Consider the following 24968-nt stretch of genomic DNA (forward strand, 5'->3'; position numbering starts at 1 on the left):
CCAACCCACTGTGCAACAGGCAAAAAAACTCCGGCTCAACGCCGGAGTTTTTATATCGCAATTCCGGCCGCCGAGCCGGCATTTTGCTATTGGGCCATCACCCGGCCCTTGAGACCGGTGAGACGCTCCAGGGCCGGCAGTTGCTGCTCCAGCCGGCTTTTGGCATCGGGGCCAATCCACACTCGGTTAAGCTCGCCCTGACGAGGCACCGAGGGCGTGGTCTGCACCCGGTAACCGGCTGCCTGCAGCTTTCTCACCAGGGCATTGACGTTGTCGGCATTGCGAAATGCCCCCAGCTGCACAATGAAGTGGCCGCCGGCGGGTTGTACCACGGGAGCCGGCTTGGGAGCAGGCGCAGGGGCCGGCTTGGGCGCCACCGGTTTGACCTCGGGGGCCGGACGCACCGGCCCCGGGGTGGGTGCCGGGGCAACCACCGGGGCCGGCTCAGGCGCGCTGGCAACGGGGGGCTGGGATGCCGGCGGCACGGACGGCGCTTCCTTCACTTCTTCCAGGGTCCAGGTTTCGGCCTTCGGCGCGTCTGCCGGTGCAGCAGGCACCGGAGGACGCACCGGCTCCAGCTCGGGTCGCAGGGGAATACTCACCGCCTGATCCGGCAGGGGCGGCTGTTTGCCGTCCAGCAGATCCGGCAGAAAAATCACCCCCAGCGCGACCAGCAAGATGGTGCCTACCAGACGGTGCTGAAACTGGGTGGCCATTTCAGTGCTCTCCTTGTTGAACGCCATGCCAGGCCAGGGCCTCGGCCACGGTAAAGAAAGAGCCGAACACGATCACCCGCTCCCCGTCGGCGCACGCGGACAGGGCCGCTTGCAGGGCCTCGGTCACCGAGCCGAAATGATGTTCAACGCCCACGGCCTGCGCCAATACCGCACCGCTTGCGCCACGAGGGCCGCCCAGGGTCGCCGGATACCAGTGGCGAACCAGGGGCTGCAGCGGTGCCAGGGTGGCGGCAATGTCCTTGTCTTTGAGCATGCCCACCACCCCATGAATGGCGCCGTTGCCGCTGTCGACTTGCAACCGTGAGGCCAGATAAGCCGCCGACTCCGGATTGTGCGCCACATCCACCCAGAGGTTGGGCGCCAGCCGCTGCAGCCGGCCGGCAAGCCGGGCCTCACGTAGCCCAGTGGCAATGGCCTCGTCAGTCAGGGCAAAGGGCGAGGCCGCCAGGGTGGCCAGGGCCGTGGCCGCATTCATCAGCGGCAGGCCGGGCACCGGCAGTTGCTCAAGTTCAAGGCCCAGCCCCGCAAAGGACCAGCTATCGCCCTGCTGCTGCCAGTGAAAGTCCCGGCCGCTGAAGGCCACCGGGGTGCCGAGTTTGCCGGCCTGCTCGCCAATGCTGGCGGGTGGGTCGAGATCGCCGCACACCGCCGGCTTGCCGGGACGCAGAATGCCCGCCTTTTCAAAGCCGATGGCCTCGCGATCACTGCCCAGCCAGTCGGTGTGATCCAGGGCAATGGTGGTGATCACCGCCTGATCCGAGTCCACCACATTGGTGGCGTCGAGCCGGCCGCCCAGGCCCACTTCCAGCAGCACCACGTCCGGGCACGCGGCCCGGAACAGCCAGAGGGCCGCCAGGGTGCCAAACTCGAAATAGGTCAGTGCAATATCACCCCGGGCCGCTTCCACCGCCGCAAAGGCCTCGCAAAAGGCCTGTTCGGCGGGAACGTCCCCGTTGATGCGTACTCGCTCCCGGTAGTCGAGCAGATGGGGCGAGGAATACACGCCCACACTCACGCCGCCGGCGCGCAGCATGCTCTCCAGCAGGGCACAGGTGGTGCCCTTGCCGTTGGTGCCGCCGACCGTGATCACATGGGCCGGCAGGCTCAGCAAGCCGAGCCTGCCGGCCACGTGCTGCATGCGCTCCAGACCCAGCTCAATATGGGAAATATCAAGGCGTTCAAGCACCGCCAGCCAGTCGGCCAGCGACCGGGAATGCGGCTTGGCGACGGGACTTTGCATCAGAGGTCCAGCGGCTCCTGGTTCATCAGCTTGCCGAGCAGGCCGGCCAGCCGATCGCGCATTTCGCGACGGTCAATGATCATGTCGATGGCGCCGTGCTCCAGCAGGAACTCGCTGCGCTGAAAGCCTTCGGGCAGCTTTTCACGCACAGTCTGTTCAATCACCCGGGGGCCGGCAAAGCCGATCAGCGCCTTGGGCTCACCCACGTTGACATCGCCCAGCATGGCGAGGCTGGCGGAGACCCCGCCCATGGTGGGATCGGTGAGCACGGAAATATAGGGCAGGCCGGCCTCGGACAGGCGGTTCAAGGCGGCACTGGTCTTGGCCATCTGCATCAGGGAAAACAGGGCTTCCTGCATGCGGGCGCCACCGGAGGCGGAGAAACACACCAGGGCCCGGTTTTCTGCCAGGCAGGCTTCCACCGCCTTGACGAAACGGGCACCCACCACGGACGCCATGGAGCCGCCCATAAAGGAAAACTCAAAGGAGCAGGCCACCACCGGCAAACCGCGCAGGGTGCCTTTCATCACCACCATGGCGTCTTTTTCGTTGCTGCTCTTCTGGGCGGCAGAAATACGGTCCTTATAACGCTTGGAGTCCTTGAACTTCAGAATGTCCTGGGGCTCCAGCTCGCCGCCCAGCTCTTCGCGGCCGTCCTGATCCAGAAACTTGTCGAGGCGGCTGCGGGCGCTGATGCGCATGTGGTGGTCGCACTTGGGGCAGACTTCCAGGTTGCGCTCAAGCTCGGCACGGTACAGTACCTGCTCGCACTGGGTGCACTTGGTCCAGACCCCTTCCGGAATATTGTGACGACGAACGCCGATGTTCTTGTTCTTGGGGAGAATTTTCTCAAGCCAGCTCATGGAAATCCTTAATCATTTTTCGTGGTTGTCACGCAGCGGTCATTAAATCATATATCCGGCCGCGGGTTGATAAAAATTAAGGTCGCAGATCAGTGCCTGCCACCTGTCAGAGTGGGTCCGGCAGCCACAGCGGGCCAGGAATGGTCACGGGCAACCCGAACTCCTGCGGGTAATCCACCCCCACCAGATAAAGCCCACCGGCCTTGGCGGTGACCCCGGCCAAATTGCGATCCCGGCCTTCCAGCACTTCCTGTACCCAGGCGCCGTCGGCCTCCCCCATGCCCACCTTCAGCAGGGTGCCGGTGATGTTGCGCACCATGTGGTGCAAAAAGGCATTGGCCTTGATGTCGAGCACAATATAGTGGCCAAATCGCTGCACCTTAAGATGCATCACGTTGCGATACGGGCTTTTCGACTGGCACTGTACCGCACGAAAGGCGCTGAAATCCCGTTCGCCCAGCAGGCACTGACCCGCCTCGTGCATACGGTCGGCGTCGATATGACCGGCGTAGTGACTGACGCCGGCACCGTGGATGGCCGGGCGCATATTGTGATTGAAGATAATGTAGCGGTAGCGACGAGCGGTGGCGCTGAAGCGGGCGTGAAAGTCATCGGGCACCGCCTTCACCCAGCGCACTGCGATATCCGGTGGCAGGTTGGTGTTCATTCCCAAGGTCCAGGCGCCGTCCGGGCGGCTGGCCTGAGTGTCGAAGTGCACCACCTGGGCGGTGCCGTGCACCCCGGCGTCGGTACGACCGGCACACTGCACGTCCACCGGGTGATCGGCGATTTTTGAAAGGGCTTTTTCCAGCTCTTCCTGGACACTGGGGACTTCCCGCTGCCGTTGCCAGCCGTAATAGCGGCTACCGTCATACTCTATGCCAAGGGCGATGCGCATATTCAGTTCCAAGAAAAAAGGAGGGCAATTATACCCGTTGCCACGACAAAATGAAGAACCGGCCGTAAGCGGCCGGTTGGTACTCAACACTCGGGGTGGCGTTAGATTTAGCGTCTGCCGAGCCGTTGCAGCAACTTGCGGGCGTCGTTCTGCTGCTGCTCGTTGCCTTGCTCCAGGGCCTCGTTGAGCAGCTCCCGGGCACTGTCGAGATCGTCGATTTCAATGTAGGCCCGGGCCAGATCCAGCTTGGCGCCCATGCCGCCTTCGTCCAGATCGATGTCCACGTCCTGACCATTGCCCAGCAGACTGGCATAATCGTCGAGCTCATGACGGGCTCCCTCACGAGCGCCGGAGAAAGACGAAGCATCCTCCGGCTTTGCTGTTTGCTCCCCGGCCCCGGGGCCCTGCTGCTCGGCCAGGGAGTCGGCCAGCACATCGTCAAAACGACTGACGGCGTCATCGTCAAAGGCGCCCTGATCCGCCAGCGACACCGGCTCGGTCTGCGTTGGCGGCTCCGGTGCCGGCCCCTCATCCGGTTCATCCAGATCGAACAGGCTGTCGTCCAGGTCCTGCTCGGCGTCGGCAGGCCGCTCTTCAAACAGCCGCTCGTCGAGGGAGTCGTCAAAGGCCAGATCCGCTTCAGGCTGCATGGCCGCGTCATCAAACAGGGTATCGTCGGGGGTGTCATCAAAGGCCGGCTCCCCCTGCTCACGGGCCGCCTGATCATCAAACAGGGTGTCGGCGAAGTTTTCGTCCGGATCCGCAGTGGCGCCGGCTACTTCATCGTCAAACAGCAGATCATCGGGGTTTTCTGCCTGAGGCGATGCCGCCTGGCCCCTGGGGGGCTCGTCATCAAACAGCACTTCATCCACATCCGTTTGGGGAATGTCCGCAGCCGTCCCGGCCTCTTCCCGTTCCTGACGTTCCTGCTCTTCCAGGAAGCGGGCAAAGGCGTCTTCGTCGATTTCCACCTCCTCGTCGGCACCGGCAGTGCGGGATGTCGGCTCCTCGTCCACGGTACTCAGCTCGGTGGCAAAGAGATCATCAAAGTCGTTAGGCTCGTCTTCCATCATCAGCGGGGAAGCCTCCGCTTCCTGCTCGGCCAGATCGTCCCGGATCCGCTTGCGCCACCACAGGGTGAACAGCGCCAGCAGCAGCAGGGCCGGCAGGGTCAGCAGCAGGGCCAGGTTGAGCGGCTGTTTCAACAGTTCACTGAACCAGCCGCCCTGCTCCACCGCCGCCTTGGCCTCGGGCATGGCCTGCTGCGCCCGCACCATTTTCAGCTCGTTGACTTCGGCGGTGAGCTGTCCCAGACGGTGACGCAGGGCCTGATTGTTGTCGGCCAGTTGCGCCAGCTGCTCGTTGGACATCGCCACCTGTTCGCGCAGCTCGTCCAGCAGCCGGGCCTGTAACCGCTCCAGGGCGGCCTGCTCGGCCCGCTCGGGACCGCTGGCCACGGCTGGTTCTGGCGCAGCTTCTGTCGCGCTGGGCTGGGGCGTGGCGGTTGCCGGCTGCGCCGCCCGGGGCTCACTCAGACCAGTGGCCTGGCTCGGGGCGGGTGCACTGGCCGGCTCGGCTTGGGCCGTGGCCTGAACGGAGGCCACCGGTGCCGGCCTGGGCGCGGTTTCCGCCACCGGCGGCGTCGCCACCGCCGGCGCCGCGGTGTCGGCCGGCCGGCTGCTGGCTACCGGGGCCGCGCGCGACGGAGCAGGCGTGGCCGGCGCCCGGGTCACACTGCGGTTGCCCTGGCGGCTCAGCCGGCGAAACTCGGTCTCCGCTTCCCGGGCCGAGCGTTGCTGGGCCTGACTGACCGTCGGCAACCGCAACATGGCGCCCCGCTGCAGGTAGTTGATGTTGCCCCGCACAAAGGCGTTGGGGTTGAGATAATACAGCGCCACCATGGTCTGCTGCACCGTCACCGGAGACCGGGTATGCCGGGCCGCAATGGACCAGAGGGTATCGGTGGGCGTGATGGGGCCATAGCGGCTGGCCTGGGCCGGGGCCGGCGGCGCTTCAGGCGTCGAAGACGCCGGGCTGCGTACGGCCGGCGTGTCCGGGCCTCTCAGCTCGATATAGAATTCCTGTGCCGTGGCCGACAAAGTACAGGACAGCCACAGGGCCAGCACGGAATAAAGCGGTGGTCGGCGTCTTTTCATTATGTCGTTGGTATCCCTTGTTCTGACCGGGGCCGGCATTGGCGGCCGCCCGGCTGACCATGGCACAAGTGTAGAAAAAAACAGTCCCAATAGGAACTTATCTATTGGCACATCAGATGAATGGTTATCGGCCAAGGGCGCTCAGGCTTTAAATCCCAAGGCCGCGGCCCCCGCCCTGCCGCCGCACCACTGCAACGAGCCCAGCTCCCGCCGCTCCGGGTATTCCTTGCGCAACCGGTCGAAAAAGCCCGGCTCGCCCGAGGCCAGGCCACAACGAAAATGGCGATCATCCCGCTCAAGGTCAACCACCAGCCGTACCAGCCGCTCAAGCAGCGCCTGATCCGGCGCCTCATTGAGCATGACCGACGACACCGCCGGGGCCGGCAACAGTTCATCCAGCGTATGCTGCTCCGGCCGCCCGGCATGCCGGCACAGTGCCCGGTACAGGGCAAAGGTGCCTCTGGCCTTGCCCTCCAGGCTATAGCCGGCAATATGGGGCGTGGCGATCAGCACATGGGGCACCAGTTCGGCCAGCACGGCGGGCTCATGCTCCCACACGTCCATCACCAGTGTCAGGGGCCATGCCCCCTGCTGGCGCGCCAGCAGGGCCTGATTATTCCAGACATCGCCCCGGCAGGCATTGATCAGCACCTGATTTTCATCGAGCCGATCAATGCGCTCCCGGTTCAGCAGGTGATGGGTGGCATGGGCCCCCTGATGGGTGATGGGCACATGAAAACTGATGATGTCGGCGGTCAGTGCCCGTTCGATGTCCACCAGCCCCACCGCGCCGGCCTCGGCCCGGGGCGGATCGCAGCGCAGTACCGTCATGCCCAGCCCTTCGGCCCGGCCGGCGACCTCGCTGCCGGTGTTGCCGGCGCCGATCACCGCCAGGGTCTTGTCCGCCAGTTGCCAGCCTTTGTGAGCCGCCACCCGCAGCAGGGCCGCCAGCACATAGTCGCCCACCGCCACCTTGTTGCAGCCCGGGGCACTGGCAAAGGCAATGCCGCGCCGGGCCAGCAGGCCGGTGTCGATGTGATCGCAGCCAATGGTGGCGGTGCCAACAAAACCGAGCCGGCTGGCTTCACTCAGCAGGGGCTGATCCACCCTGGTGATGGAGCGGACCAGCAGGGCATCGACATCGCGCAGCTCCCCCGGGCTGAGCGCCCGGCCCGGGCGGGTGATCACCTCGGCCCAGCCGGCAAACAGCTCGCGGACAAAGGGCATGTTTTCATCGGCCAGCACTTTCATCGTTGTCTCCTGGTTATAACGGCCGTCATTGTACTCCGACTTGAGCCTGGCTTCACTGCCGCCGTGACCGGCTTTCTGCTAGACTGCCGGCCTTGTTGTTGCCGAGATGCCTCATGACCCTGCGTTTGCTGTTGTATGTATCCTTGTTGCTGATCCTGCCGGTGGCCCTGGCGAGCCTCGCCTGGCAGTGGCAGTGGTACTGGTTTCCGTTGCTGGACCTGGACGAGCCGCCGGCACTGTTGGCCTACGGCCTGACCCTGACCGTGGGCAAACTGGGTATTGGTCTTACCCTGCTGGTATTGAGTGCGGTCACCCTGCATCGCTGGCGCCGGCGCCCCGGCCAGCTGGCCGTGTTTCTGATCTGCCTGTTGGCCGCCCTGGGCGGCGCCTTCATTACCAAAACCGTCGCCAAGGTCTATTTCAAGGAGCCCAGGCCCTATGTACTGTGGCTGGAGCAAGAGGGCAAGCTGGCGGACAGCCGCAGCTTTTACGCCAGTCCCGAGGCGGAGCGTGAAACCCAGCTGGCCCGAAGCCTGCTGAGCGTGAACGAGGCGCAAATTCCCGGCTGGCTCAAACACCACTGGCAGGAAGAGGTCAACTACTCCTTTCCGTCCGGTCATGCCATTGCGGCCATGACCATTGCCGGTTTTTTCTGCCTGTTGCTGGGCTATCGCCGTCAGCCCTCCTGGATGATGGTCACCCTGGCCGGCTGGGCGGTGGCGGTGTGTTACTCGCGCCTGCTGCTGGGCCTGCACTGGCCGGCGGATATTCTGGCCAGCAGTGTGCTGGGGGTGTTGTTTGGCGGTGCCGGGGCCTGGGGATTTGTGATGCTGGACAAACGACTGGGAGAAAGCTGAAAGCCCTGTGTGCCGTGTTCCCAAACGGTGAATATAAAAAAAGCGCCCACAGGCGCTTTTTTCATTTCCAGTCTGTTCAGCCCTTGTACTTGCTGAACACCAGGCTGGCGTTGGTGCCGCCAAAGCCAAAGCTGTTGGACATGACGGTGTCCAACTCGGCGTCCTGGTACTCGGTGACGATGGGCAGGCCCACGGCCTTTTCATCGAGCTCGGTGATGTTGATGCTCGGGGCGATAAAGCCGTGCTCCAGCATTAACAGGGAGTACACGGCCTCGTGCACACCGGCGGCACCCAGGGCATGACCGGTCATGGCCTTGGTGGCGGAGATATAGGGAGCCTTGTCGCCAAACAGGGCGTGAATGGCTTCCAGCTCTTTCACATCGCCCACCGGGGTGGAGGTGCCGTGGGTGTTGACGTACTGCACGGGCACCGGCGCCGTGGCCATGGCCTGCTTCATGCAGCGCACCGCGCCCTCGCCGGACGGGGCCACCATGTCGTAGCCGTCGGAGGTGGCGCCGTAGCCGGTGATTTCGGCGTAGATCTTGGCACCGCGGGCCAGGGCGTGCTCCAGCTCTTCCACCACCACGATGCCGCCGCCGCCGGAGATCACGAAGCCGTCACGGCCGGCATCATAGGTGCGGGACGCCAGCTCAGGGGTGTCGTTGTACTTGCTGGACAGAGCGCCCATGGCATCAAACTGCAGCGCCAGGGTCCAGTCCACTTCTTCGCCGCCGCCGGCAAACACGATGTCCTGCTTGCCCATCTGGATTTGTTCCAGGGCATGGCCGATACAGTGGGCCGAGGTGGCACAGGCGGAGCTGATGGAGTAGTTGATGCCCTTGATCTTGAAGGGGGTCGCCAGGCAGGCGGAGGTGGTGGACGACATGGTGCGCGGCACCATGTAAGGACCCACACGACGCACACCTTTCTCGCGAAGGGTGTCGCAGGCCTCAATCTGGTTCTTGGAAGACGCGCCGCCGGAGCCCACCACCAGGCCGGTACGCTCATTGGACACCTGGCTTTCATCCAGGCCGGCGTCGGCAATGGCCTGCTCCATGGACAGATAGGCAAACGCGGCGGCGTCACCCATAAAGCGCATCACTTTACGATCGATGTGTTCGGCCGGGTTAAGCTTGAGGTTGCCCCAGACTTGGCTGCGCAGCTTGTAGTCGGCAAACTGCTGGGAAAAGGAAATGCCGGAACGGCCGGCCTTGAGGGAATCAAGCACCTCTTCCTTGTTGTTGCCTATGCTGGAGACCACACCGATACCGGTAATGACTGCTCTTCTCATCTATCGTTCCTACTGTTTCGATTTGGTGCCAATTCTAACCACAAAGCATGGTCAAACTGGTCAGCTTTCACATAAAATGACCGTTTTTTGCGGCCCCGGAGCGTCAGTGTCACACCGTTTTATTACCACCGCCCGTCTCAACTGGAATGACCAGGGAACCCCGGTCGCCACCGCCTTTGACGATGTCTATTTTTCCAACGACAACGGCCTGGCCGAAACCCGTTACGTGTTTCTTGGTAACAACGGCTTGCCCCAACGCTTTGCCGACCACGATCGCGACCTGTTCGTGGTGGCCGAAACCGGCTTCGGGACCGGCCTGAATTTTCTGGCGACCTGGCAGGCCTTTGCCGACTACAAGCGGCAGCAGCCCCAGGGCAACACGCGCCGGCTGCACTTTATCAGCGTGGAGAAATTTCCGCTCTCCCGCGACGACCTGCAACTGGCCCTGCGCCAATGGCCAGAGCTTACCATTTTAAGCGAACATTTGTTAGCTGAATATCCGGTACTGGTTGATGGCTGTCACAGATTGTGGCTTGCGGAAGACGTGTGTCTGGACTTGTGGCTGGGGGACGTGGCCGAGGTGCTGCCGCAAATGGATGCAGGGCTGGCCGGCCGGGTGGATGCCTGGTATCTGGACGGCTTTGCGCCGGGTAAAAACCCGGAGATGTGGACCCCCGAGCTGTTCACGCAACTGGCCCGCCTGGCCCGTAACGGCGCCACCCTGGCCACCTTTACCGCCGCCGGTTTCGTGCGCCGCGGGCTGATGGAGGCGGGCTTTGAGGTAAAGCGGGTCAAGGGCTTTGGCCGCAAGCGGGAAATGCTGGCCGGTTACCGCCGCACCGACAACCGTGCCCCCTGCCCTGCCCCCTGGTACTGGCGTCGGCCTGGGCTGGGCGAGCACACCCTGATCGTCGGTGCCGGGGTGGCCGGCGCGGCCCTATCCCGCACCCTTGCTCGCCGCGGCCAGCGGGTGACCCTGGTGGAGCAGGCAGACGCCCCCGCTCGAGGCGCCTCCGGCAACCGCCAGGGCGCCATTTATCCGCTGCTGAACGGCGATCACGACACCCTCAGCCAGTTTTATCTGCCCGCCTTTCTCTATGGCCGGCGCGAACTTGCGCGCCTGGCCCGGCGCCGACCCTTTACCCATGACTGGTGCGGCGTGGTGCAGCTGGCCCACGACGAAAAAAGCGGTAACAAAATCGACAAACTGACCGCCGGCGGTTTTCCGTTAGCGCTGGTACAGCCGTTGTCGGCCGAAGAAGTGAATGAAACGACCGGCATAGAGGCCCATCTGGGTGGCGTGGCCTATCCGCTGGGGGGCTGGGTGTGCCCCCATGAACTGACCGCCGCCCTGCTGGCAGACGCCGGTGATATTGAGTGCCACTTCAGCACCTCCGTCACCGGGCTGGAGCGGACTCAAGAAGGCTGGCAAGTACAGACCGGGAGCGGAGAAACCTTCAGCGCCGACAATGTGGTGCTGGCCAACGGCCATGCCTTGACCGCCCTGGCGCAAACCGAGGCCCTGGCGCTCTATCCGGTGCGCGGCCAGGTTAATCACCAGCCCACCACCCCTGCCCTGGAAACGCTCAAAACCGTGGTCTGTTATGAAGGCTACCTCACGCCCGCCTGGCAGGGCCTGCATTGCGTGGGAGCCAGCTATGACCGGCGCGACGCCGGGCTGGATTACCGGGAAAAAGACGAAACCGACAACCTGGCCAAGCTGCAGGCGACCCTGCCCGCGCTGGGGGAGTTGCACGCCAGCCCCGGGGACGGCCGGGTGGGCATTCGCGCCGCCTGCCGGGATCACCTACCCCTGGCCGGGGCTGCGCCCGACAAAGCCGCTCAGCTTGACGATTATAAAGACATGCCCAAACGGGCCGGTCAGGCCTTTCCCCTGGCCACCGATCATGCGGGCCTCTATGTGCTCTCAGGCATGGGCTCCCGGGGCATGTGCTCGGCGCCGCTGCTGGCGGAGCTGCTCGCCGCCCAGATCCACGACGAGCCGCTGCCCCTGGGCCAGGAGGTGCTGGATGCGCTCAATCCCAACCGTCACTGGCTGCGCAAAATGTTGAAGGGTAAACCGGTGGAGTAAGGCGTTATTCCGCCGGGCGAATAAGACCCAGCTGGCGACCGAAGTCGTGCTGGCGCTGAAAATCCCCGAGCAGGGTCTGGGCAATGCCGAGCTGGTGGTAACCCACGTTGTCGGCCACCTGGTGCAGCTGCAGGCAGTCGGCCTGAGGAGCAATGTCGAACAGGGAGCGTTCCAGCCACTCGGCGGCCAGCAGGGCGCGCTCGCGCACCAGCCGCTCATAGGCGGTGAGCGCCAGCCGGTAGTTCTGCCATTCGGGGGTTTGCGGCCACTGCAGCGGCTCGGTCACGGTGGCGGTGAGTGACACCAGTACCTGAGACGGCACACAGCCGTCTTCCACCAGTTCGCCGCTGAGCTGCCACGACATGCGGTAATCCACGTCCGCCAGGCTGGGCTGCAGGGCCGAGGAGCCGTACACATCCACCGTTTGCCGGGCCTTGAGCTCCATGGCGCCCAACGCCGGCATGGCAAGCAATGCGAGCAAAGCACAAGAAACCACTTTCACCACTTCTCTCCCGGTAACGGCGCTGGCGCCATGTCCTGATTATAAACCCGCCGTCGCCTCAAGTCATTTGAGTCTATGGTCGAAAAGCCCGCAATTGGCGGAGACCATCCCATCCCCCGCCTGACAAGCACGGCGCCGCTCTATATAGTGCAATCAAGCATGACTGGTTGGAGCGCTGCATGATCACCGCCTATATCCTCAACGGAAAATCCCTTGAAATTCAGCCCCTGAGCCTGAGCGACAAACCGCCGGCCAATACCCTGTGGCTGGATATTCACAAGCCCGACGAGCAGGAGCAGAGCTGGATGAAGCAGCTGTTCGTGGAAGAAGTACCCGAACTGGACGAGCTCGACGACATCGAGGCCTCGGCCCGCTTTTACCGGGACAAGGACGGCCTGCACATTCATTCCCTGTTCCCCCAGCGCCTGGGCAAGGAAATCGACGGCATCAACGTGCTGTTCACCCTGCGCAACAACATGCTGATCAGTTTCCGGGAGGACGATCTCGGCCTGATGAGGCTGCTGCGTCATTACATGCGCCAGGACCGGCTGGAAGTGGAAGACGCCACGGATCTGCTGCTGGAGATCTTTCAGCTCAAGATCGAGTACATCTCGGATCTGATTGAAGACGGCTACAAGACCCTGGAAGACACCGCCAAGGAAGTGCTGCATGTGGAAGACTTGCGCGAAACCATGTCGAACCTGATGTTGCAGGAAGACGGCAACGGCCATATTCGGCTGGCCTTGTACGACACCCGTCGCGCCCTGCGCTTTATGCGCCGTACCCTGCGCAAGCAGGCCAGCGACGAACAACGCAAATGGATCGACGAGCTGCTCTACGACATTGAATCGCTGCTGCCCCACACCCAGTTTCTGTTCGACAAGATCAATTTTCAGCTGGAGGCGGCCATGGGCTTTACCAGCCTGGAGCAGAGCAAGGTGATCAAGATTTTCTCGGTGGCTGCCGTGGTGTTTCTGCCGCCCACACTTATCGCCAGCATCTACGGCATGAACTTTGCCTTCATGCCCGAGCTGGCGCTGAAATACGGTTATCCCCTGTCCCTGGTGCTGATGCTGATGTCCGCCTGCGGCACCTATTACTTCTTCAAGCGCAAGGGCTGGCTGTAAGCTTGAGGGGTTAGGGATTAGGGATTAGGGATTAGGGATTAGGGATTAGGGATTAGGGATTAGGGATTAGGGAAAGTGGACTGGCCCGAAAAAAGTAGACACCTTCATTTAATGAGAAGGTGTTATGAAGTACAAACCCCACCGTCACTTTAGCGATGCATTCAAACGTGAGGCCGTCGAGGCCTCGCTATCCACCACAGAGACACAAGCTCAGCTTGCTGGCAGACTCGGGATCCATCCTAACCAATTGAGTCGCTGGCGCAGAGAGTGGATCATGACCAAGAAATCATCTGACAAAGCAGTTGAAAACATCGGACCAGAAAAAAGCCTGCAGGAGCTGGAGCGCGAGGTGGCTCGGCTGAAGAAGCAGCTTGAGCGGAAAGAGCTGGAGAACGAAATCCTAAAAAAGGCACAAGAGTACTTCGCCAAGCACGGCAAGTAAGGTTTGCCTTTATCGAGGCTCACCGAAGTCAACGCTGGCGGGTCTCGATAATGTGTGAAGTACTCGATGTGTCACGAGCGGGATATTATCGCTGGCGAGCACGTCAGCACTCGCCGGGAGCGCGTACCATCGAGCGACGGACGCTGAGCACCTTCCTGCTCGAGCGAGCCAGGCAACTGAAGAATGTGCCGGGTTATCGCAAGATGTGGCTGGAAGCACGGGATGCCGGGTTCTGCTGCGGCAAGAACCAGGTTCAGGGCTTGCTGAAAGACGCTGGTTATCGTTCATGCACGGCTCCTAAAGCAGGATATCAAAAGCCAGCATCATCCTTGCCTGTGTTGCCGAATCTGCTGAATCGCCAGTTCTCGGTGGGGTCAGCGAACCGAGTTTGGGTATCAGATATCACCCAAATCCGGTGCAGTGAAGGCTGGCTCTACATTGCTGCAGTCCTGGACCTGGGCACACGCCGCGTGGTGGGCCGAGCCATGGGTGCGATCAATAGCGCTCAGCTGGTGCTGGAGGCCCTTGAGCAGGCATGGCAACATCAGCTGCCAGATGGGACACAGCTGTTGTTCCACTCGGACCAAGGGAGTCAGTATCGGAGCGAAGAGGTGATGAGATGGCTCAATACACGGGGAATCACCATCAGCATGTCACGCCGAGGTAACTGCTGGGATAACGCCTGTTCGGAAAGCTTCTTCGCGCTGCTCAAGAAGGAATGGACACATCCATTAGGAATGCTCGGAAGAGACGAAATGGCAGATGAAGTCCGGTATTATACGGACGAGTATTACCCGAAAGTGCGGCGCCACATGGCGCTGGGAGGAATAACTCCCAATGCCTACGCAGCTGCCGCTTAACTTAAGTGTCTACTTTATCGGGGCCACTCCAAAAGAGCTTAAAACGGCTCCTCGAATCCCTATTCCCCATTCCCAACTCCCTGTTGTTAAACGTGGTAGAAACGCCGACCGTGCTCCTGCCGGCGACCGGCGCTGAACGCAGATACCCGCTTGAGATAACCGATCACCCGGGTGGCATGATCGATGTTGTCGCTGCCGCATTCACCACACTGCCAGTCGGTGTGCTTGCTGATGTGGCCGCAGTCATTGCACAGGGTGCTGCGCACGTTCACGGTAAAGTAGTGACAGCCGGTTTGGGCGGCGATGCGGTACAGCTGTAAATACCCCGCCGCCGACAGGTGCTCATCCAGGTTCAGGTGCAACGCCGAGCCGCCGTCCAGGTACTGCACCAGCTCGCGGCCGTGCAGCACAAACTTGTCCAGCACCTGGGTGTCATCGTCTTCCACCACATAAAAGTAGGAGTTGTAGCAGTCCCGGGGCACCGCATAGCCGTCGGCTCTGTCCCATTTGGCATTTTTCACCCCCAGGTTCTCGGCGGGCACAAATTCGGTATTGAACAGGTAGCCGAACTCCCGCCGCGCCGCCCGGTTGGCGTCGTAAATGACTTTCAGCCGCTCCCGCACAAAGGCCCGGTAACCGGCGTGATTGCCGGCGCGAATGCCCCGGGATTCCGCCGCTTCCACCATGCCGTTGACGCCGATGGTCAGAAACTGCTTGTCGAGGCTGATAAAGCCGGCATCGTACACGGTCAGCAGGCCCTGCTGCTGAAATTCTTCCATCAGCCGGCGGTAGGCCACCTGATAACGCTGGATCTTTTGCACCTCGGTGCGCAGATCCCGGCCGTCCTGCTCCAGCCTGTTCATGTTCAGGGTGATCACATTGATGGAGCCGGTGGCCACGCCCCCGGCTCCCAGGGTATAGGAAAAGGTATTGTCGGTCATTTCGTTGCGCAGCCGGCAGCAGGATGCCAGGGAGTCGGCACTGTCGGACATGTACACAAAAAAGCTGTTGCCCCGGCTCATCTCAGCGGCGCACAGGGCGGCAAACTCCTCATCGGCCGGCGCCCCGTTTCGAGTGAGCATGGCGGCGGTGACCACCGGAAAGGTCAATACGGCCTTGCGCCGCTCTTCGTTGAACCAGTTGAGAAAATACGCCTGTAGCCGGCGCACCGACGCGGCCACGGGTGCCGTGCCATCGGGAAACACAAAGTGCTCGAACAGGCTGGCAAAGTAGTCCCGGTCAAACAGGGACATGTTCCAGAACACGCTCTGGTAGCCCCGGGCCGCCGCCGGCTGGTTGATGGCGTAGACCACATGCTGCAGGTGGTTGTCGATGGCCTTGCCATGGGTGTTCAGGTAATCGTCACCGTAATCCTGGCGGGCGAAGTAATCGAAGTAGACCAGAAACTCCACCGTGGCCACGGCCCCGGCGAACTGGCTGCTGACCGCAAACACCAGGTTCACAAAGGCGCCGCAGAACGACTCCAGATGCCGGGGCGCCCGGCTCTCGCCGCCGAGTCGGGTCAGACCATCGAGCAGAAAGGGGTACATGGTCATGGACACGCAGTAGGGCTTGAGGCTGGTTTCGTCATGCACGTAAATTTCGTGGGTCTCAATCTGGCGCTCATATTCCGCCGCCAGCTCACTGCCGAACAGGGCGGCAATCTTGTTTTTGACCAGGCCCCGGTTCACCTGCACGAAAAAGTCCTTCATCAGCTCGGCTTCGGCCGTGGCGATGTTCTTGTGGGTGACGTTGGCGTTGGGATCCATGCTGGAGCCATCGGCGGCGTTGGCCGCCATCATGTAGCGGTGAAAACTGTCCAGCTTGGCGTTCAGTTGCTCCGAGTGCAGGCGAATCATGGTGCTCTCCGAAAATGATGGTTAAGCGACTCGCCGGTATTCAGACAGCGCAGCCGCTGGTTGGTATGAGGAGAATCGAGGCCGCCCAGGCTGGCGCGCCAGGGGCCGGTTTTAAGGTAATCCAGCTCCGCCATCAGCAGCCCCGACACCCGCTCGCGGCCGGTGTAAAGGCAGGTTTTCAGGCCCTGGCTGCGGCAGTGGCGCAGCAGCGCCAGTAGGCCGTGGCGATCCCATTCTCCGCCAAAAAACAACACACAGCTCACCAGCCCCGCGTACCGCTCCAGCCATTGCTTCAGCCGCGCCTCGGTCAGCGGCGTGCCCGCAGTCGGGTTCCAGCTGTGCTGGCTGTGACAGCCGTCGCAGGCGAGCGGACAGCCGGTCACCAGCCAGGCCAGGCTGACTTCGCCCGGCACTTCCTGCAATACCACCCGGGGTTCAAAGGCATTCAGCATAACGACCCTCGAATAACCATATGTTGTGGTTACACTCTAGATAAAACCACAACATATTGTAATCGCGTTGTCGGGCGATCTGCGTTTTCCCTGATCTGGATCAGCCTGGTGCAATGGCTGCTGCCATTGGCCTCGGGGTCGGCTTTGTGTTATCACAACCGGTAACGTCACCAATCAAGGAATGGCATGAAAAACAAGCGCATCACGATACTGCTGGCGGCCCTGGGGCTGGCCGGGTGCGACAACAACGAGGTGGGAGATGTGTCTCTGGGGCTGTTCACCACCAAGGACATCAAAATTGAAGTGCTGACGGATCCGGAGGTGCCCGGTGTCACCTGTCACATGTCCAACATAGTGGCGGATCTGGATCTGGCGGACCCGTCCGACATGTCGATCAGTTGCCGTCAGACCGGCGAGATCACACCGGCCATGATTGCCGGCATCGACCGTTCCACCAGCGGCGATATTGTGTTCAAGAAATCGAAGAGCATCTTTCTCAAGAGCCTGAAGATTCGCCGCATCTTTGATGACACCAGCCAGAGCCTGCTGTACATCGCCTACAGCACCAAGGAAACCAGCGGCAGCTACAAGCATTCCATGTCGACGGTGCCGCTGTGGGGTACCGCAGCCTATCAGCTCCCCAATGCAAAATAACCCCCATGCGTCCGCGGTGACGTGGTCGCTTGTCAAGCAGAGAGGGAGAACGTCAAGAGGGCGAAATTGGGGGGCAGGCTGTTGATATTCCACATTATCTTTACTAGCCTGAAGGCTCAACCACAGGAGGAACGTTCATGACAGACCATTCCAGACAGGCCTGTGCAAACGCGCTGTCGCGCGTGCTTGCCGACACCTATGTACTCTATCTCAAGACCCACAACTACCACTGGAATGTGGAAGGGCCCAACTTCCGGCAACTGCATCTGCTGTTTGAAGAGCAGTACCAGGACATGTGGGCGGCATTGGATGACATTGCCGAGCGCATCCGCGCCCTGGGTGAATATGCCCCCGGCACCTATGCCAAATTTGCCGAGCTGGCAAAAATCAAGGAAAACCAGAACATTCCCCGGGCCAACGACATGCTGAAAGAGCTGACCGCAGACAACGAGCAGCTGGTTGCCACCATTGCCGAAGCCACCAAAATCGCTCAGGACGCCGGCGACGAGCCGACTGCCGGGCTGCTTACCGATCGTCAGACCATTCACGAAAAAGCCGCCTGGATGCTTCGCTCCATGCTGGCCTGATGCCCGAGCACGCCGCCGGCCACCGGCGGCGTTATTCTCCTTCCCTTCTTTCTTCAACTGCGGATCAGCTGCTCCCTGAGCAGGTGAATACGATCCCGCACCGCCGCCGCCTGCTCGAATTCCAGGTTCTGGGCATGGGCCAGCATCTGTTTTTCCAGCTCGTCAATCTGCTGGCTGAGCTCCCTGGCGCTGGGCAGATGCTCGGGCAGCGGGGTTTTCTCTTTCGCCCGCTTGGAGCCTATCCGCTTGGTACCGTCGAGATCCATCACATCGGTAATGCGCTTGTTGAGGCCCCGCGGCACTATGCCGTGCGCTTCGTTAAAGGCCTGCTGCTTGGCCCGGCGCCGCTCGGTTTCCCCGATGGCGGCGGCCATGGAGCGGGTAATGCGGTCGGCGTAAAGAATGGCCTTGCCATGAAGGTTGCGCGCCGCCCGGCCTATGGTCTGAATAAGGGAGCGCTCGGAGCGCAAAAAGCCTTCCTTGTCCGCATCGAGAATGGCCACCAAGGACACTTCCGGCATGTCCAGGCCTTCCCGCAGCAGGTTGATGCCCACCAGCACGTCAAACTCGCCCAGGCGCAGATCGCGAATGATCTCCATACGCTCCACGGTGTCGATGTCGGAATGCAGGTAGCGCACCTTGACGCCGTGCTCGTTCAGGTACTCGGTGAGGTCCTCCGCCATTCGCTTGGTGAGGGTGGTGACCAGCACCCGCTCGCCCCGCGCCACACGCAGCCGGGCTTCGGAGAGCAAGTCATCCACCTGAGTGGCCACCGGTCGCACCTCAAGCTCGGGGTCAAGCAGGCCGGTGGGCCGCACCACCTGCTCGGCGATGTCGGTGCCGGACTTGTCGAGTTCATAAGGACCCGGCGTGGCCGACACGAACACCGTTTGCGGCATCAGCGCCTCGAACTCCTCAAAACGCAGGGGCCGGTTGTCCAGCGCCGAGGGCAGACGGAAGCCGTATTCCACCAGGGTTTCCTTGCGGGAACGGTCGCCCTTGTACATGCCGCCGATCTGGGGCACGGTGACGTGAGACTCATCAATGATCAGCAGGCCGTCGCCGGGCAGGTAGTCAAACAGGGTGGGCGGCGGCTCGCCTTCGGCCCGGCCCGACAGGTAACGGGAGTAGTTCTCGATGCCGGAGCAATAACCCAGCTCCTGGATCATCTCGATGTCGAACTGGGTGCGCTGGCTGATGCGCTGCTCTTCCAGCAGCTTGTTGGCCGAGAGCAACTGGGCCTTGCGCTCATTAAGCTCCTGCTTGATGTGCTCAATGGCCTGCAGCAAGGTCTCCCGCGGCGTGACGTAGTGGGTTTTGGGGTAGATGGTGAAACGGGCCAGGGTTTGCAGCACGGCACCGGTGAGCGGGTCGAACAGGCTGATGCGCTCGATTTCATCGTCGAACAATTCCACCCGCACCGCCTCACAGTCCGATTCCGCAGGAAAGATATCCACCACCTCGCCCCGCACCCTAAAGGTGCCCCGCTGAAAGGCGGCGTCGTTGCGCGTGTATTGCAGCTCCGCCAGCCGGCGCAGCATGTCCCGCTGCTCCAGCACATCGCCGGTGCGCAGGTGCAGCATCATGCTGAGGTAGGACTGGGGATCCCCCAGACCGTAGATGGCCGATACCGAGGCCACGATGATCACATCCCGCCGCTCCATCAGCGCCTTGGTGGCGGACAGCCGCATCTGCTCGATGTGATCGTTGATGGAGGCGTCCTTTTCAATAAAGGTATCGGTGGTCGGCACATAGGCCTCGGGCTGGTAGTAGTCGTAATAGGAAACGAAATACTCCACCGCGTTGTGGGGAAAAAATTCCTTCATCTCACCATAAAGCTGGGCCGCCAGGGTCTTGTTGGGCGCCAGCACCATGGTGGGCCGGTTAAGGGTGGCAATGACGTTGGCCATGGTGAAGGTCTTGCCGGAGCCGGTCACCCCCAGCAGGGTCTGGTGTGCCAGTCCGGACTCAATCCCGTCCAGCAGTTTTGCTATGGCGGTGGGCTGATCGCCCCCCGGTTGATAATCGCTCACCAGTTGAAATGTTTTACTCATCGGCCCTGCCTCCTCACTGTGCCGGGCCAGTGTACCCCCGACCGGTGTTTTTAGGCAAAAAAGCACGCTGACCGCCGCCAGGGGCAAAACGTCATTTTAGGCTTGACCCGCCCCCCCATGGCACGTATTATTCGCGGCCTCTTCATGAGATTCCCCCTTAGTTCAGTCGGTAGAACGGCGGACTGTTAATCCGTATGTCGCTGGTTCGAGTCCAGCAGGGGGAGCCAGTTTTTCGCCTTCCGGCCCTTGACTTATCCACTTCGTCAACCACTCTCCCGAACAAACATTCACATTCTTGTGTTTTTGTTCCATGCCTCGCCGGTGTTCATAAACCGAGCGGGATTTTTCCGTTGCATTTTTTATCTTATTGATTTTATTAATCTTATTTTTTGCCTGTTTTTTTACCGCCTTAATTGAAAGCCGCGTCCTGTCTGGCTTCTCACCGGTTCCGCTCACTCAATCCACACCCTTATCCACAGAAATGGTGGATAACCTGCTGCATCCCTGCCGGCACAAGGCTTTCCGCGGCTGTGTATAACCCGCGGCCATTTCAGTGCCGAACGAAACACAAAAAATTGTCGACAGGTCAAGGCTCGAGAGTGGCACGGGTCTTGTTGGTTTTTTACAGACAGGGTCGCCGGAAAGGGGCCCCGAGCCGAAGGATGAGGTGTTTTTTATTCCCTTTAACGCTAAATACATCGCTAAAGCATGAAAAGCGTCATTATGATGACGCTCGCCGCCGCCGCAGGGCCTCGGCCATGGCATCGGCGCGGGAGCCCAGCACCACCTGCAGATGATGTTTATCCAGACGGACCACCCCACGGGCACCCAACGTCCTGAGCCGGGCATCGTCTGCCAGGGCGGTATTGCGCAGGGTTAGCCGCAGCCGGGTAATGCAGGCGTCAATGTGCTCCAGGTTCGCCGCCCCGCCCAGGGCGGCAATCATGTCGTCGGCAAGATCCTCGCCGGCCTTGGCCGGTGGCGCCGTATCGGGCTCCCGACCGGGCGTAGCCAGATTCAACATGCGAATGGCGGTATAAAATACCGTGAAATAGACCAGCGCCATGACCAGCCCCAGTCCCAGCAGCCGCCAGGGATGGGTGGCCAGCCCCCAGTTCAGCACCAGATCAAACAGGCCGGCAGAAAAGCCAAAGCCGTGCAGCACGCCCAGTCCGTTGGCCGCCACCAGCGCCAGCCCGGTCAGCAGGGCGTGCAGACCGTACAGCAGCGGCGCCAGAAACATGAAGGTAAACTCCAGCGGCTCGGTAATGCCGGTCAGAAAGGACGTCAGCGCCACCGACAGCAGCAAACCGCCGATGCGGGCGCGCCGTCCCTTGGGAACGGCCAGCACCATGGCCAGGGCCGCCGCCGGCAGGCCGAACATCATCACCGGAAAAAAACCGGCCATAAACACCCCGGCGGTGGGATCCCCGGCAAAAAAGCGGTTCAGATCGCCCCGAATCACCTCATCGGCCACCTGAGTAATAGTGGCGCCGTCCACCCCGGGCACGGCGCCACCCAGGCTGAGGGTGCCCGCCAGTGCCGGCGACAAGCAGATATTCTGCAACGGACCCGCCGCCTCAAAGCTCACCTTGACGCACTCGCCCAGGCCAAACCAGAACAGGGAATTGAGCACATGGTGCAGGCCCACCGGGATCAGCGCCCGGTTCAGCACGCCGTAGGCAAACTGCCCCAGTGGGCCCGAGCCGGCAACGGCGCGGCCAAAGGCGTCGATACCCTGCTGAACGGTCGGCCAGACCCATCCGACGCTCACCGCCGCCAGCAGGCACAACAGGCCGGTCATGATCGGCACCAGCCGCTTGCCGCCAAAAAAGCCCAGCGCGTCGGGCAACTGGACCCCGTGAAAACGGTTATAACTGTGGCCGGCGATGATGCCGGCGATAATGCCCCCGAAAAACGACAGCCTGATGTCGGCGTTGATGGTGACCACGGCCCCGGTCAGCACCACATAGCCCACGGCCCCGGCCAGGGCCGCCGTCCCCGCCTCGTCTTTGGCCAGCCCCACGGCAATGCCTAAGCCAAACAGCAGCGGCAGTTGATCGAAAATGGCACCGCCCGCCGCCGCCATAAAGGGTATACTGAGCAAATCCGGCTGCCCCAGGCGCAACAGCAGGGCCGCCACCGGCAGGGTGGCAATGGGCAGCATCAGGGCCTTGCCCAGTTTTTGCAGATATCCCAACAGCTTCACGGTGTTCTCCTTGCGTATCACAAGCCAGCCCGCCGGCCCATGGTAAGGAACCGACACATTTTTTATTATAAAAACAACATTGCCCATCAAGGTTCCAGACATGCGCCATTTTCAGCAGCACGACGCCCGTCTGTTTTGCTGCCCGGAGTAACCCCATGTACGCCCTGACTCACTGCACCCTGTTTGACGGCGAACGCCTGCATACCGACACCGCCCTGGTGATCGACGGCGAGCGCATCCTGGCCCTGGTCCCCGAGCAGGCGCTCGATGCCGGGCTCACGCAAATTCCGCTGCACGGCGCCGTGCTCAGCGCCGGCTTTATCGATCTGCAGCTCAACGGCTGTGGCGGCGTCATGTTCAACGATGCCATCAACGCCGATACCCTCGACCGCATGCACGCCACCAACCTGGCTTTCGGCACCACCACCTTTTTGCCCACCCTCATCACCTGCCCCGACGCGCACATACGCAAGGCGGTGGCGGTGGTGCGCGATTACATGGGCAAACACCCCTACCGGGTGCCCGGTCTGCACCTGGAAGGTCCCTACACCAACCTGGCGCGCCGGGGCATTCACCCGGCGGCACAGATCCGGCGCCTCAATGCCGCCATGCTGGAATTTCTGTGTGACAACGCCGCCGCCATCGCCATGCTGACCCTGGCCCCCGAGGTGAACGAACCGGCACACCTGGCACGGCTGAAGGCCGCCGGCATTCGTCTTGCCATGGGCCATACCGGCGCCGACTACGATCAGGCCATGGCCGGCTTTGCCGCCGGCATCGGCTTTGCCACTCACCTCTACAACGCCATGACCCCCACCGCCAACGGCCGCCAGCCCGGCGCCGTGGGGGCGGTCTTTGACGCCCCCCATGTGGGCGCCGGCATTATCGCCGACGGCCATCATGTTCATTACGCCAATATTCGGCTGGCCCACCGGGTGCTGGGCGAGCGCCTGTGCCTGGTAACCGACGCCACCGCCGCCGCCGGCGCCCCGGCAGGCTTTGCGCAGTTCGACTTTTGCGGCACCACCGTTTACCTGCGAGACGGCCAGTGCGTTGATGAACAGGGCACCCTCGGAGGCTCGGCGCTGACCATGATCGAGGGGGTGAAAAACCTGGTACAGCAGGCGGGGCTGAGCCTTGAACATGCGCTGGCCATGGCCAGCCGCAATCCGGCCCGGGCGCTGGGGCTGGAGGCCCATCTCGGCACGGCCTCTCCCGGCCGGGTCGCCAATCTGGTAGCATTTGACGCACACTTCAACGTCGTGACCACCGTCGTCAACGGACAGCTTTCATCATGACCCGCGGAAAAATCGCTAACGTCGACCTGGTCAAACAGGTCAACAGCTCGGCCGTGTATCGGCTAATCGACAGCCGGGGCCCCATTTCCCGGGTGCGCATCGCCGAGCTCAGCCACCTGGCGCCGGCCAGCGTCACCAAGATCACCCGCGCCCTGCTGGAGCAGGGGCTGATTCGCGAGCTGGAGCACCAGGCCTCCACCGGTGGCCGGCGCGCCATTTCCCTCACCACGGTCACTCAGGACTTTTACCTGGTGTCGGTCAAGCTGGGCCGGGAAGAGCTGCAACTGACCCTGTATGATTTGTCCGGCAGGGAGCATGGCCGTCAGGTGATTCCTTTTCCCCGCCGGGAACGCGACATTCTGCTGGCCGCCCTGCACCGGCACATCGCCGACTTTATTCAGCGCCACGCCAGTGAACGCCGGCTGGTGGCGGTGGCCGTGATCATGCCCGGCCTCACCGATGCTCAGGCCGGCCGGGTCATTTATCACCCCAGCTATCCCCTGGCCGGGGAGCCCCTGGCACAACAACTGGGGGACGCCCTGGGGCTGCCGGTGTTTATCGGCAACGACATTCGCGCCCAGGCCCTGGCCGAACATTATTATGGCGCCTCCAGGGACAGCCTCGACTCGGTGCTGGTCAGTGTGCATCACGGCGTGGGCGCCGGCATCATCACCGAGGGCCGCATTTTCAAGAGCCAGGGCCGGGACGTGGCCGAGATCGGGCATATTCACATGGACTCGCTGGGGGACCGCTGCGATTGCGGCAATGTGGGCTGCCTGGAAACCATGGTGGCCGATGCCGCCCTGCTGCGTCAGGCCGAACGCCTGCTGGAGCAGGGCTATGACAGCTGCCTGGCGGGCCAGCCGCTGACCATGAGTGCCTTGTGCCGGGCGGCGCTGGCCGAAGACCGGCTGGCGCTGACCATTTTGCGCCGAGCCGCCGAGCGCCTCGGCCAGGCGGTGGCCATTGTGGTCAACCTGTTCAATCCGCAGCAGGTGCTGCTGAGCGGCGCCCTGTGCGAGGCCGAGGAGATCGTGTTTCCGATCATCAACCGGGCCATCAGCCATCAGTCCCTACCCGGCTTTCATCAGGGCCAGCCCATTATACGCGCCCGCTTTCAGGACGATCAGACCATCGGCGGCCTCGCCCTGGTCAAGCGCGCCCTGCTGGAAGGCGAGCTGTTGCAACGCATTATGGAGCCAAAAGCATGAGCAATATTGTTTTCAGTACCGATCCCGACTGGCAGCCGGAGCAAAACGGCGGCCAGGCCGATCCGGGTCTGTTTCCCGATGACGGCCTGGTGCGCCTGCGCCGGGAAACCAAAGGCCGCAAGGGCGCCGGCGTCGTTTGCGTATATGGCATCGGCCCCGACCGGGTGGGCGAGGTGGCCAAGAAACTCAAGAAACAGCTGGGCACCGGCGGCGCGGTGAAAAAAGGCGTGATCGAAATCCAGGGCGATCGCCTCGCGCAGATAAAACAATGGCTGGAAAAGGCCGGTTTTTCTGTGAAGCAGGTCGGGGGCTGAGCACAATGGCCTTG

At 62.1% G+C, this 24968-nt stretch carries 21 protein-coding genes and 1 tRNA gene; 10 read left to right on the forward strand and 12 right to left on the reverse strand.

Going from position 1 to position 24968, the window contains the following annotated elements; genetic code table 11:
• Positions 1 to 86: 86 nt before the first annotated feature.
• The 6 genes from dedD to GU3_RS12190 form a co-directional block, all read right to left on the reverse strand.
• Positions 87 to 716 carry a cell division protein DedD gene (gene dedD / locus GU3_RS12165; protein ID WP_014292836.1) on the reverse strand — a complete coding sequence of 210 codons (630 nt, stop codon included), beginning with the start codon at positions 714 to 716 and terminating at the stop codon, positions 87 to 89.
• A 1-nt stretch (position 717) separates the two neighbouring features.
• Positions 718 to 1977 (reverse strand): bifunctional tetrahydrofolate synthase/dihydrofolate synthase, encoded by a 1260-nt coding sequence (folC, locus tag GU3_RS12170; RefSeq protein WP_014292837.1) that lies wholly within the window; start codon positions 1975 to 1977, stop codon positions 718 to 720.
• Complete coding sequence (gene accD, locus GU3_RS12175) at positions 1977 to 2840, reverse strand: acetyl-CoA carboxylase, carboxyltransferase subunit beta (protein WP_014292838.1); 864 nt, start codon at positions 2838 to 2840, stop codon at positions 1977 to 1979. The genes folC and accD overlap by 1 nt, the downstream gene beginning before the upstream one ends.
• A 106-nt stretch (positions 2841 to 2946) precedes the next feature.
• Positions 2947 to 3738, reverse strand: a complete 792-nt coding sequence (gene truA, locus GU3_RS12180; RefSeq protein WP_014292839.1) for a tRNA pseudouridine(38-40) synthase TruA — start codon at positions 3736 to 3738, stop codon at positions 2947 to 2949.
• A 107-nt stretch (positions 3739 to 3845) separates the two neighbouring features.
• Complete coding sequence (locus GU3_RS12185; RefSeq protein ID WP_237711141.1) at positions 3846 to 5894, reverse strand: FimV/HubP family polar landmark protein; 2049 nt, start codon at positions 5892 to 5894, stop codon at positions 3846 to 3848.
• Positions 5895 to 6035: 141 nt separating this feature from the next.
• Positions 6036 to 7145, reverse strand: coding sequence for a 4-phosphoerythronate dehydrogenase (locus tag GU3_RS12190; protein ID WP_014292841.1), 1110 nt, complete (start codon positions 7143 to 7145; stop codon positions 6036 to 6038).
• Positions 7146 to 7258: 113 nt separating this feature from the next.
• Between GU3_RS12190 and GU3_RS12195 the strand changes: the two genes are divergently transcribed.
• Positions 7259 to 8002, forward strand: a complete 744-nt coding sequence (locus tag GU3_RS12195; protein ID WP_014292842.1) for a phosphatase PAP2 family protein — start codon at positions 7259 to 7261, stop codon at positions 8000 to 8002.
• Positions 8003 to 8078: 76 nt separating this feature from the next.
• On the opposite strand, the gene fabB is transcribed toward GU3_RS12195, so the two are convergent.
• Entirely contained in the window at positions 8079 to 9293 is a 1215-nt protein-coding gene (gene fabB, locus GU3_RS12200; RefSeq protein ID WP_014292843.1) for a beta-ketoacyl-ACP synthase I, read from the reverse strand.
• A gap of 106 nt (positions 9294 to 9399) precedes the next feature.
• Between fabB and mnmC the strand changes: the two genes are divergently transcribed.
• Positions 9400 to 11385 carry a bifunctional tRNA (5-methylaminomethyl-2-thiouridine)(34)-methyltransferase MnmD/FAD-dependent 5-carboxymethylaminomethyl-2-thiouridine(34) oxidoreductase MnmC gene (gene mnmC, locus GU3_RS12205; RefSeq protein WP_014292844.1) on the forward strand — a complete coding sequence of 662 codons (1986 nt, stop codon included), beginning with the start codon at positions 9400 to 9402 and terminating at the stop codon, positions 11383 to 11385.
• 4 nt (positions 11386 to 11389) lie between these two features.
• Here mnmC and GU3_RS12210 read toward each other — a convergent pair whose 3' ends face one another.
• Entirely contained in the window at positions 11390 to 11866 is a 477-nt protein-coding gene (locus GU3_RS12210) for a DUF922 domain-containing protein (RefSeq protein WP_237711142.1), read from the reverse strand.
• A gap of 200 nt (positions 11867 to 12066) precedes the next feature.
• Here GU3_RS12210 and corA point away from each other — a divergent pair, with 200 nt between their 5' ends.
• The gene (corA, locus tag GU3_RS12215) at positions 12067 to 13014 is read left to right on the forward strand and encodes a magnesium/cobalt transporter CorA (protein WP_014292846.1); all 948 of its coding nucleotides are present in this window, start codon (positions 12067 to 12069) and stop codon (positions 13012 to 13014) included.
• Positions 13015 to 13138: 124 nt separating this feature from the next.
• Positions 13139 to 14316 (forward strand): IS3 family transposase gene (locus GU3_RS12225; RefSeq protein WP_148265847.1). Its coding sequence is split into 2 segments (ribosomal slippage): positions 13139 to 13430 and positions 13430 to 14316, totalling 1179 coding nucleotides; the frame shifts between segments, so codons are not numbered across the junction.
• A gap of 86 nt (positions 14317 to 14402) precedes the next feature.
• Here GU3_RS12225 and nrdD read toward each other — a convergent pair.
• The gene (nrdD, locus tag GU3_RS12230; RefSeq protein ID WP_014292847.1) at positions 14403 to 16175 is read right to left on the reverse strand and encodes an anaerobic ribonucleoside-triphosphate reductase; all 1773 of its coding nucleotides are present in this window, start codon (positions 16173 to 16175) and stop codon (positions 14403 to 14405) included.
• Positions 16172 to 16627, reverse strand: coding sequence for an anaerobic ribonucleoside-triphosphate reductase activating protein (gene nrdG / locus GU3_RS12235; RefSeq protein ID WP_014292848.1), 456 nt, complete (start codon positions 16625 to 16627; stop codon positions 16172 to 16174). The genes nrdD and nrdG overlap by 4 nt, the downstream gene beginning before the upstream one ends.
• 186 nt (positions 16628 to 16813) lie before the next feature.
• On the opposite strand from nrdG, the gene GU3_RS12240 reads away from it, so the two are divergent.
• Together GU3_RS12240 and GU3_RS12245 are read left to right on the forward strand one after the other, a co-directional pair.
• Complete coding sequence (locus tag GU3_RS12240) at positions 16814 to 17281, forward strand: CreA family protein (protein WP_014292849.1); 468 nt, start codon at positions 16814 to 16816, stop codon at positions 17279 to 17281.
• A 137-nt stretch (positions 17282 to 17418) separates the two neighbouring features.
• Positions 17419 to 17868: a Dps family protein gene (locus GU3_RS12245; RefSeq protein ID WP_014292850.1), complete on the forward strand. Its 450-nt coding sequence runs from the start codon at positions 17419 to 17421 to the stop codon at positions 17866 to 17868.
• 53 nt (positions 17869 to 17921) lie between these two features.
• On the opposite strand, the gene uvrB is transcribed toward GU3_RS12245, so the two are convergent.
• Positions 17922 to 19922, reverse strand: a complete 2001-nt coding sequence (gene uvrB / locus GU3_RS12250) for an excinuclease ABC subunit UvrB (protein ID WP_014292851.1) — start codon at positions 19920 to 19922, stop codon at positions 17922 to 17924.
• Positions 19923 to 20073: 151 nt separating this feature from the next.
• Between uvrB and GU3_RS12255 the strand changes: the two genes are divergently transcribed.
• Positions 20074 to 20149, forward strand: a tRNA-Asn gene (locus GU3_RS12255).
• 494 nt (positions 20150 to 20643) lie between these two features.
• On the opposite strand, the gene nagE is transcribed toward GU3_RS12255, so the two are convergent.
• The gene (gene nagE / locus GU3_RS12260; protein WP_014292852.1) at positions 20644 to 22131 is read right to left on the reverse strand and encodes an N-acetylglucosamine-specific PTS transporter subunit IIBC; all 1488 of its coding nucleotides are present in this window, start codon (positions 22129 to 22131) and stop codon (positions 20644 to 20646) included.
• Positions 22132 to 22286: 155 nt separating this feature from the next.
• On the opposite strand from nagE, the gene nagA reads away from it, so the two are divergent.
• From nagA to GU3_RS12275, 3 genes are read left to right on the forward strand one after another with little or no spacing between them, the layout of a single operon-like run.
• Positions 22287 to 23429: an N-acetylglucosamine-6-phosphate deacetylase gene (gene nagA, locus GU3_RS12265; RefSeq protein ID WP_014292853.1), complete on the forward strand. Its 1143-nt coding sequence runs from the start codon at positions 22287 to 22289 to the stop codon at positions 23427 to 23429.
• The gene (locus GU3_RS12270) at positions 23426 to 24640 is read left to right on the forward strand and encodes an ROK family transcriptional regulator (RefSeq protein ID WP_014292854.1); all 1215 of its coding nucleotides are present in this window, start codon (positions 23426 to 23428) and stop codon (positions 24638 to 24640) included. Before nagA ends, GU3_RS12270 begins: the two co-directional genes overlap by 4 nt.
• The gene (locus tag GU3_RS12275) at positions 24637 to 24954 is read left to right on the forward strand and encodes a translation initiation factor (RefSeq protein ID WP_014292855.1); all 318 of its coding nucleotides are present in this window, start codon (positions 24637 to 24639) and stop codon (positions 24952 to 24954) included. Before GU3_RS12270 ends, GU3_RS12275 begins: the two co-directional genes overlap by 4 nt.
• The last annotated feature ends 14 nt before the right edge of the window (positions 24955 to 24968 follow it).

Source organism: Oceanimonas sp. GK1, from assembly GCF_000243075.1.
Lineage (GTDB): Bacteria > Pseudomonadota > Gammaproteobacteria > Enterobacterales > Aeromonadaceae > Oceanimonas.

Bases quoted from the DNA above. Each gene is read 5' to 3' on its own strand.
- fabB (WP_014292843.1), bottom strand. From the start codon at position 9,293: ATGAGAAGAGCAGTCATTACCGGTATCGGTGTGGTCTCCAGCATAGGC.
- truA (WP_014292839.1), bottom strand. From the start codon at position 3,738: ATGCGCATCGCCCTTGGCATAGAGTATGACGGTAGCCGCTATTACGGC.
- GU3_RS12195 (WP_014292842.1), top strand. From the start codon at position 7,259: ATGACCCTGCGTTTGCTGTTGTATGTATCCTTGTTGCTGATCCTGCCG.
- GU3_RS12270 (WP_014292854.1), top strand. From the start codon at position 23,426: ATGACCCGCGGAAAAATCGCTAACGTCGACCTGGTCAAACAGGTCAAC.
- folC (WP_014292837.1), bottom strand. From the start codon at position 1,977: ATGCAAAGTCCCGTCGCCAAGCCGCATTCCCGGTCGCTGGCCGACTGG.
- dedD (WP_014292836.1), bottom strand. From the start codon at position 716: ATGGCCACCCAGTTTCAGCACCGTCTGGTAGGCACCATCTTGCTGGTC.
- GU3_RS12240 (WP_014292849.1), top strand. From the start codon at position 16,814: ATGAAAAACAAGCGCATCACGATACTGCTGGCGGCCCTGGGGCTGGCC.
- nagA (WP_014292853.1), top strand. From the start codon at position 22,287: ATGTACGCCCTGACTCACTGCACCCTGTTTGACGGCGAACGCCTGCAT.
- accD (WP_014292838.1), bottom strand. From the start codon at position 2,840: ATGAGCTGGCTTGAGAAAATTCTCCCCAAGAACAAGAACATCGGCGTT.
- GU3_RS12245 (WP_014292850.1), top strand. From the start codon at position 17,419: ATGACAGACCATTCCAGACAGGCCTGTGCAAACGCGCTGTCGCGCGTG.
- uvrB (WP_014292851.1), bottom strand. From the start codon at position 19,922: ATGAGTAAAACATTTCAACTGGTGAGCGATTATCAACCGGGGGGCGAT.
- GU3_RS12185 (WP_237711141.1), bottom strand. From the start codon at position 5,894: ATGAAAAGACGCCGACCACCGCTTTATTCCGTGCTGGCCCTGTGGCTG.
- GU3_RS12275 (WP_014292855.1), top strand. From the start codon at position 24,637: ATGAGCAATATTGTTTTCAGTACCGATCCCGACTGGCAGCCGGAGCAA.
- corA (WP_014292846.1), top strand. From the start codon at position 12,067: ATGATCACCGCCTATATCCTCAACGGAAAATCCCTTGAAATTCAGCCC.
- nrdD (WP_014292847.1), bottom strand. From the start codon at position 16,175: ATGATTCGCCTGCACTCGGAGCAACTGAACGCCAAGCTGGACAGTTTT.
- GU3_RS12190 (WP_014292841.1), bottom strand. From the start codon at position 7,145: ATGAAAGTGCTGGCCGATGAAAACATGCCCTTTGTCCGCGAGCTGTTT.
- nrdG (WP_014292848.1), bottom strand. From the start codon at position 16,627: ATGCTGAATGCCTTTGAACCCCGGGTGGTATTGCAGGAAGTGCCGGGC.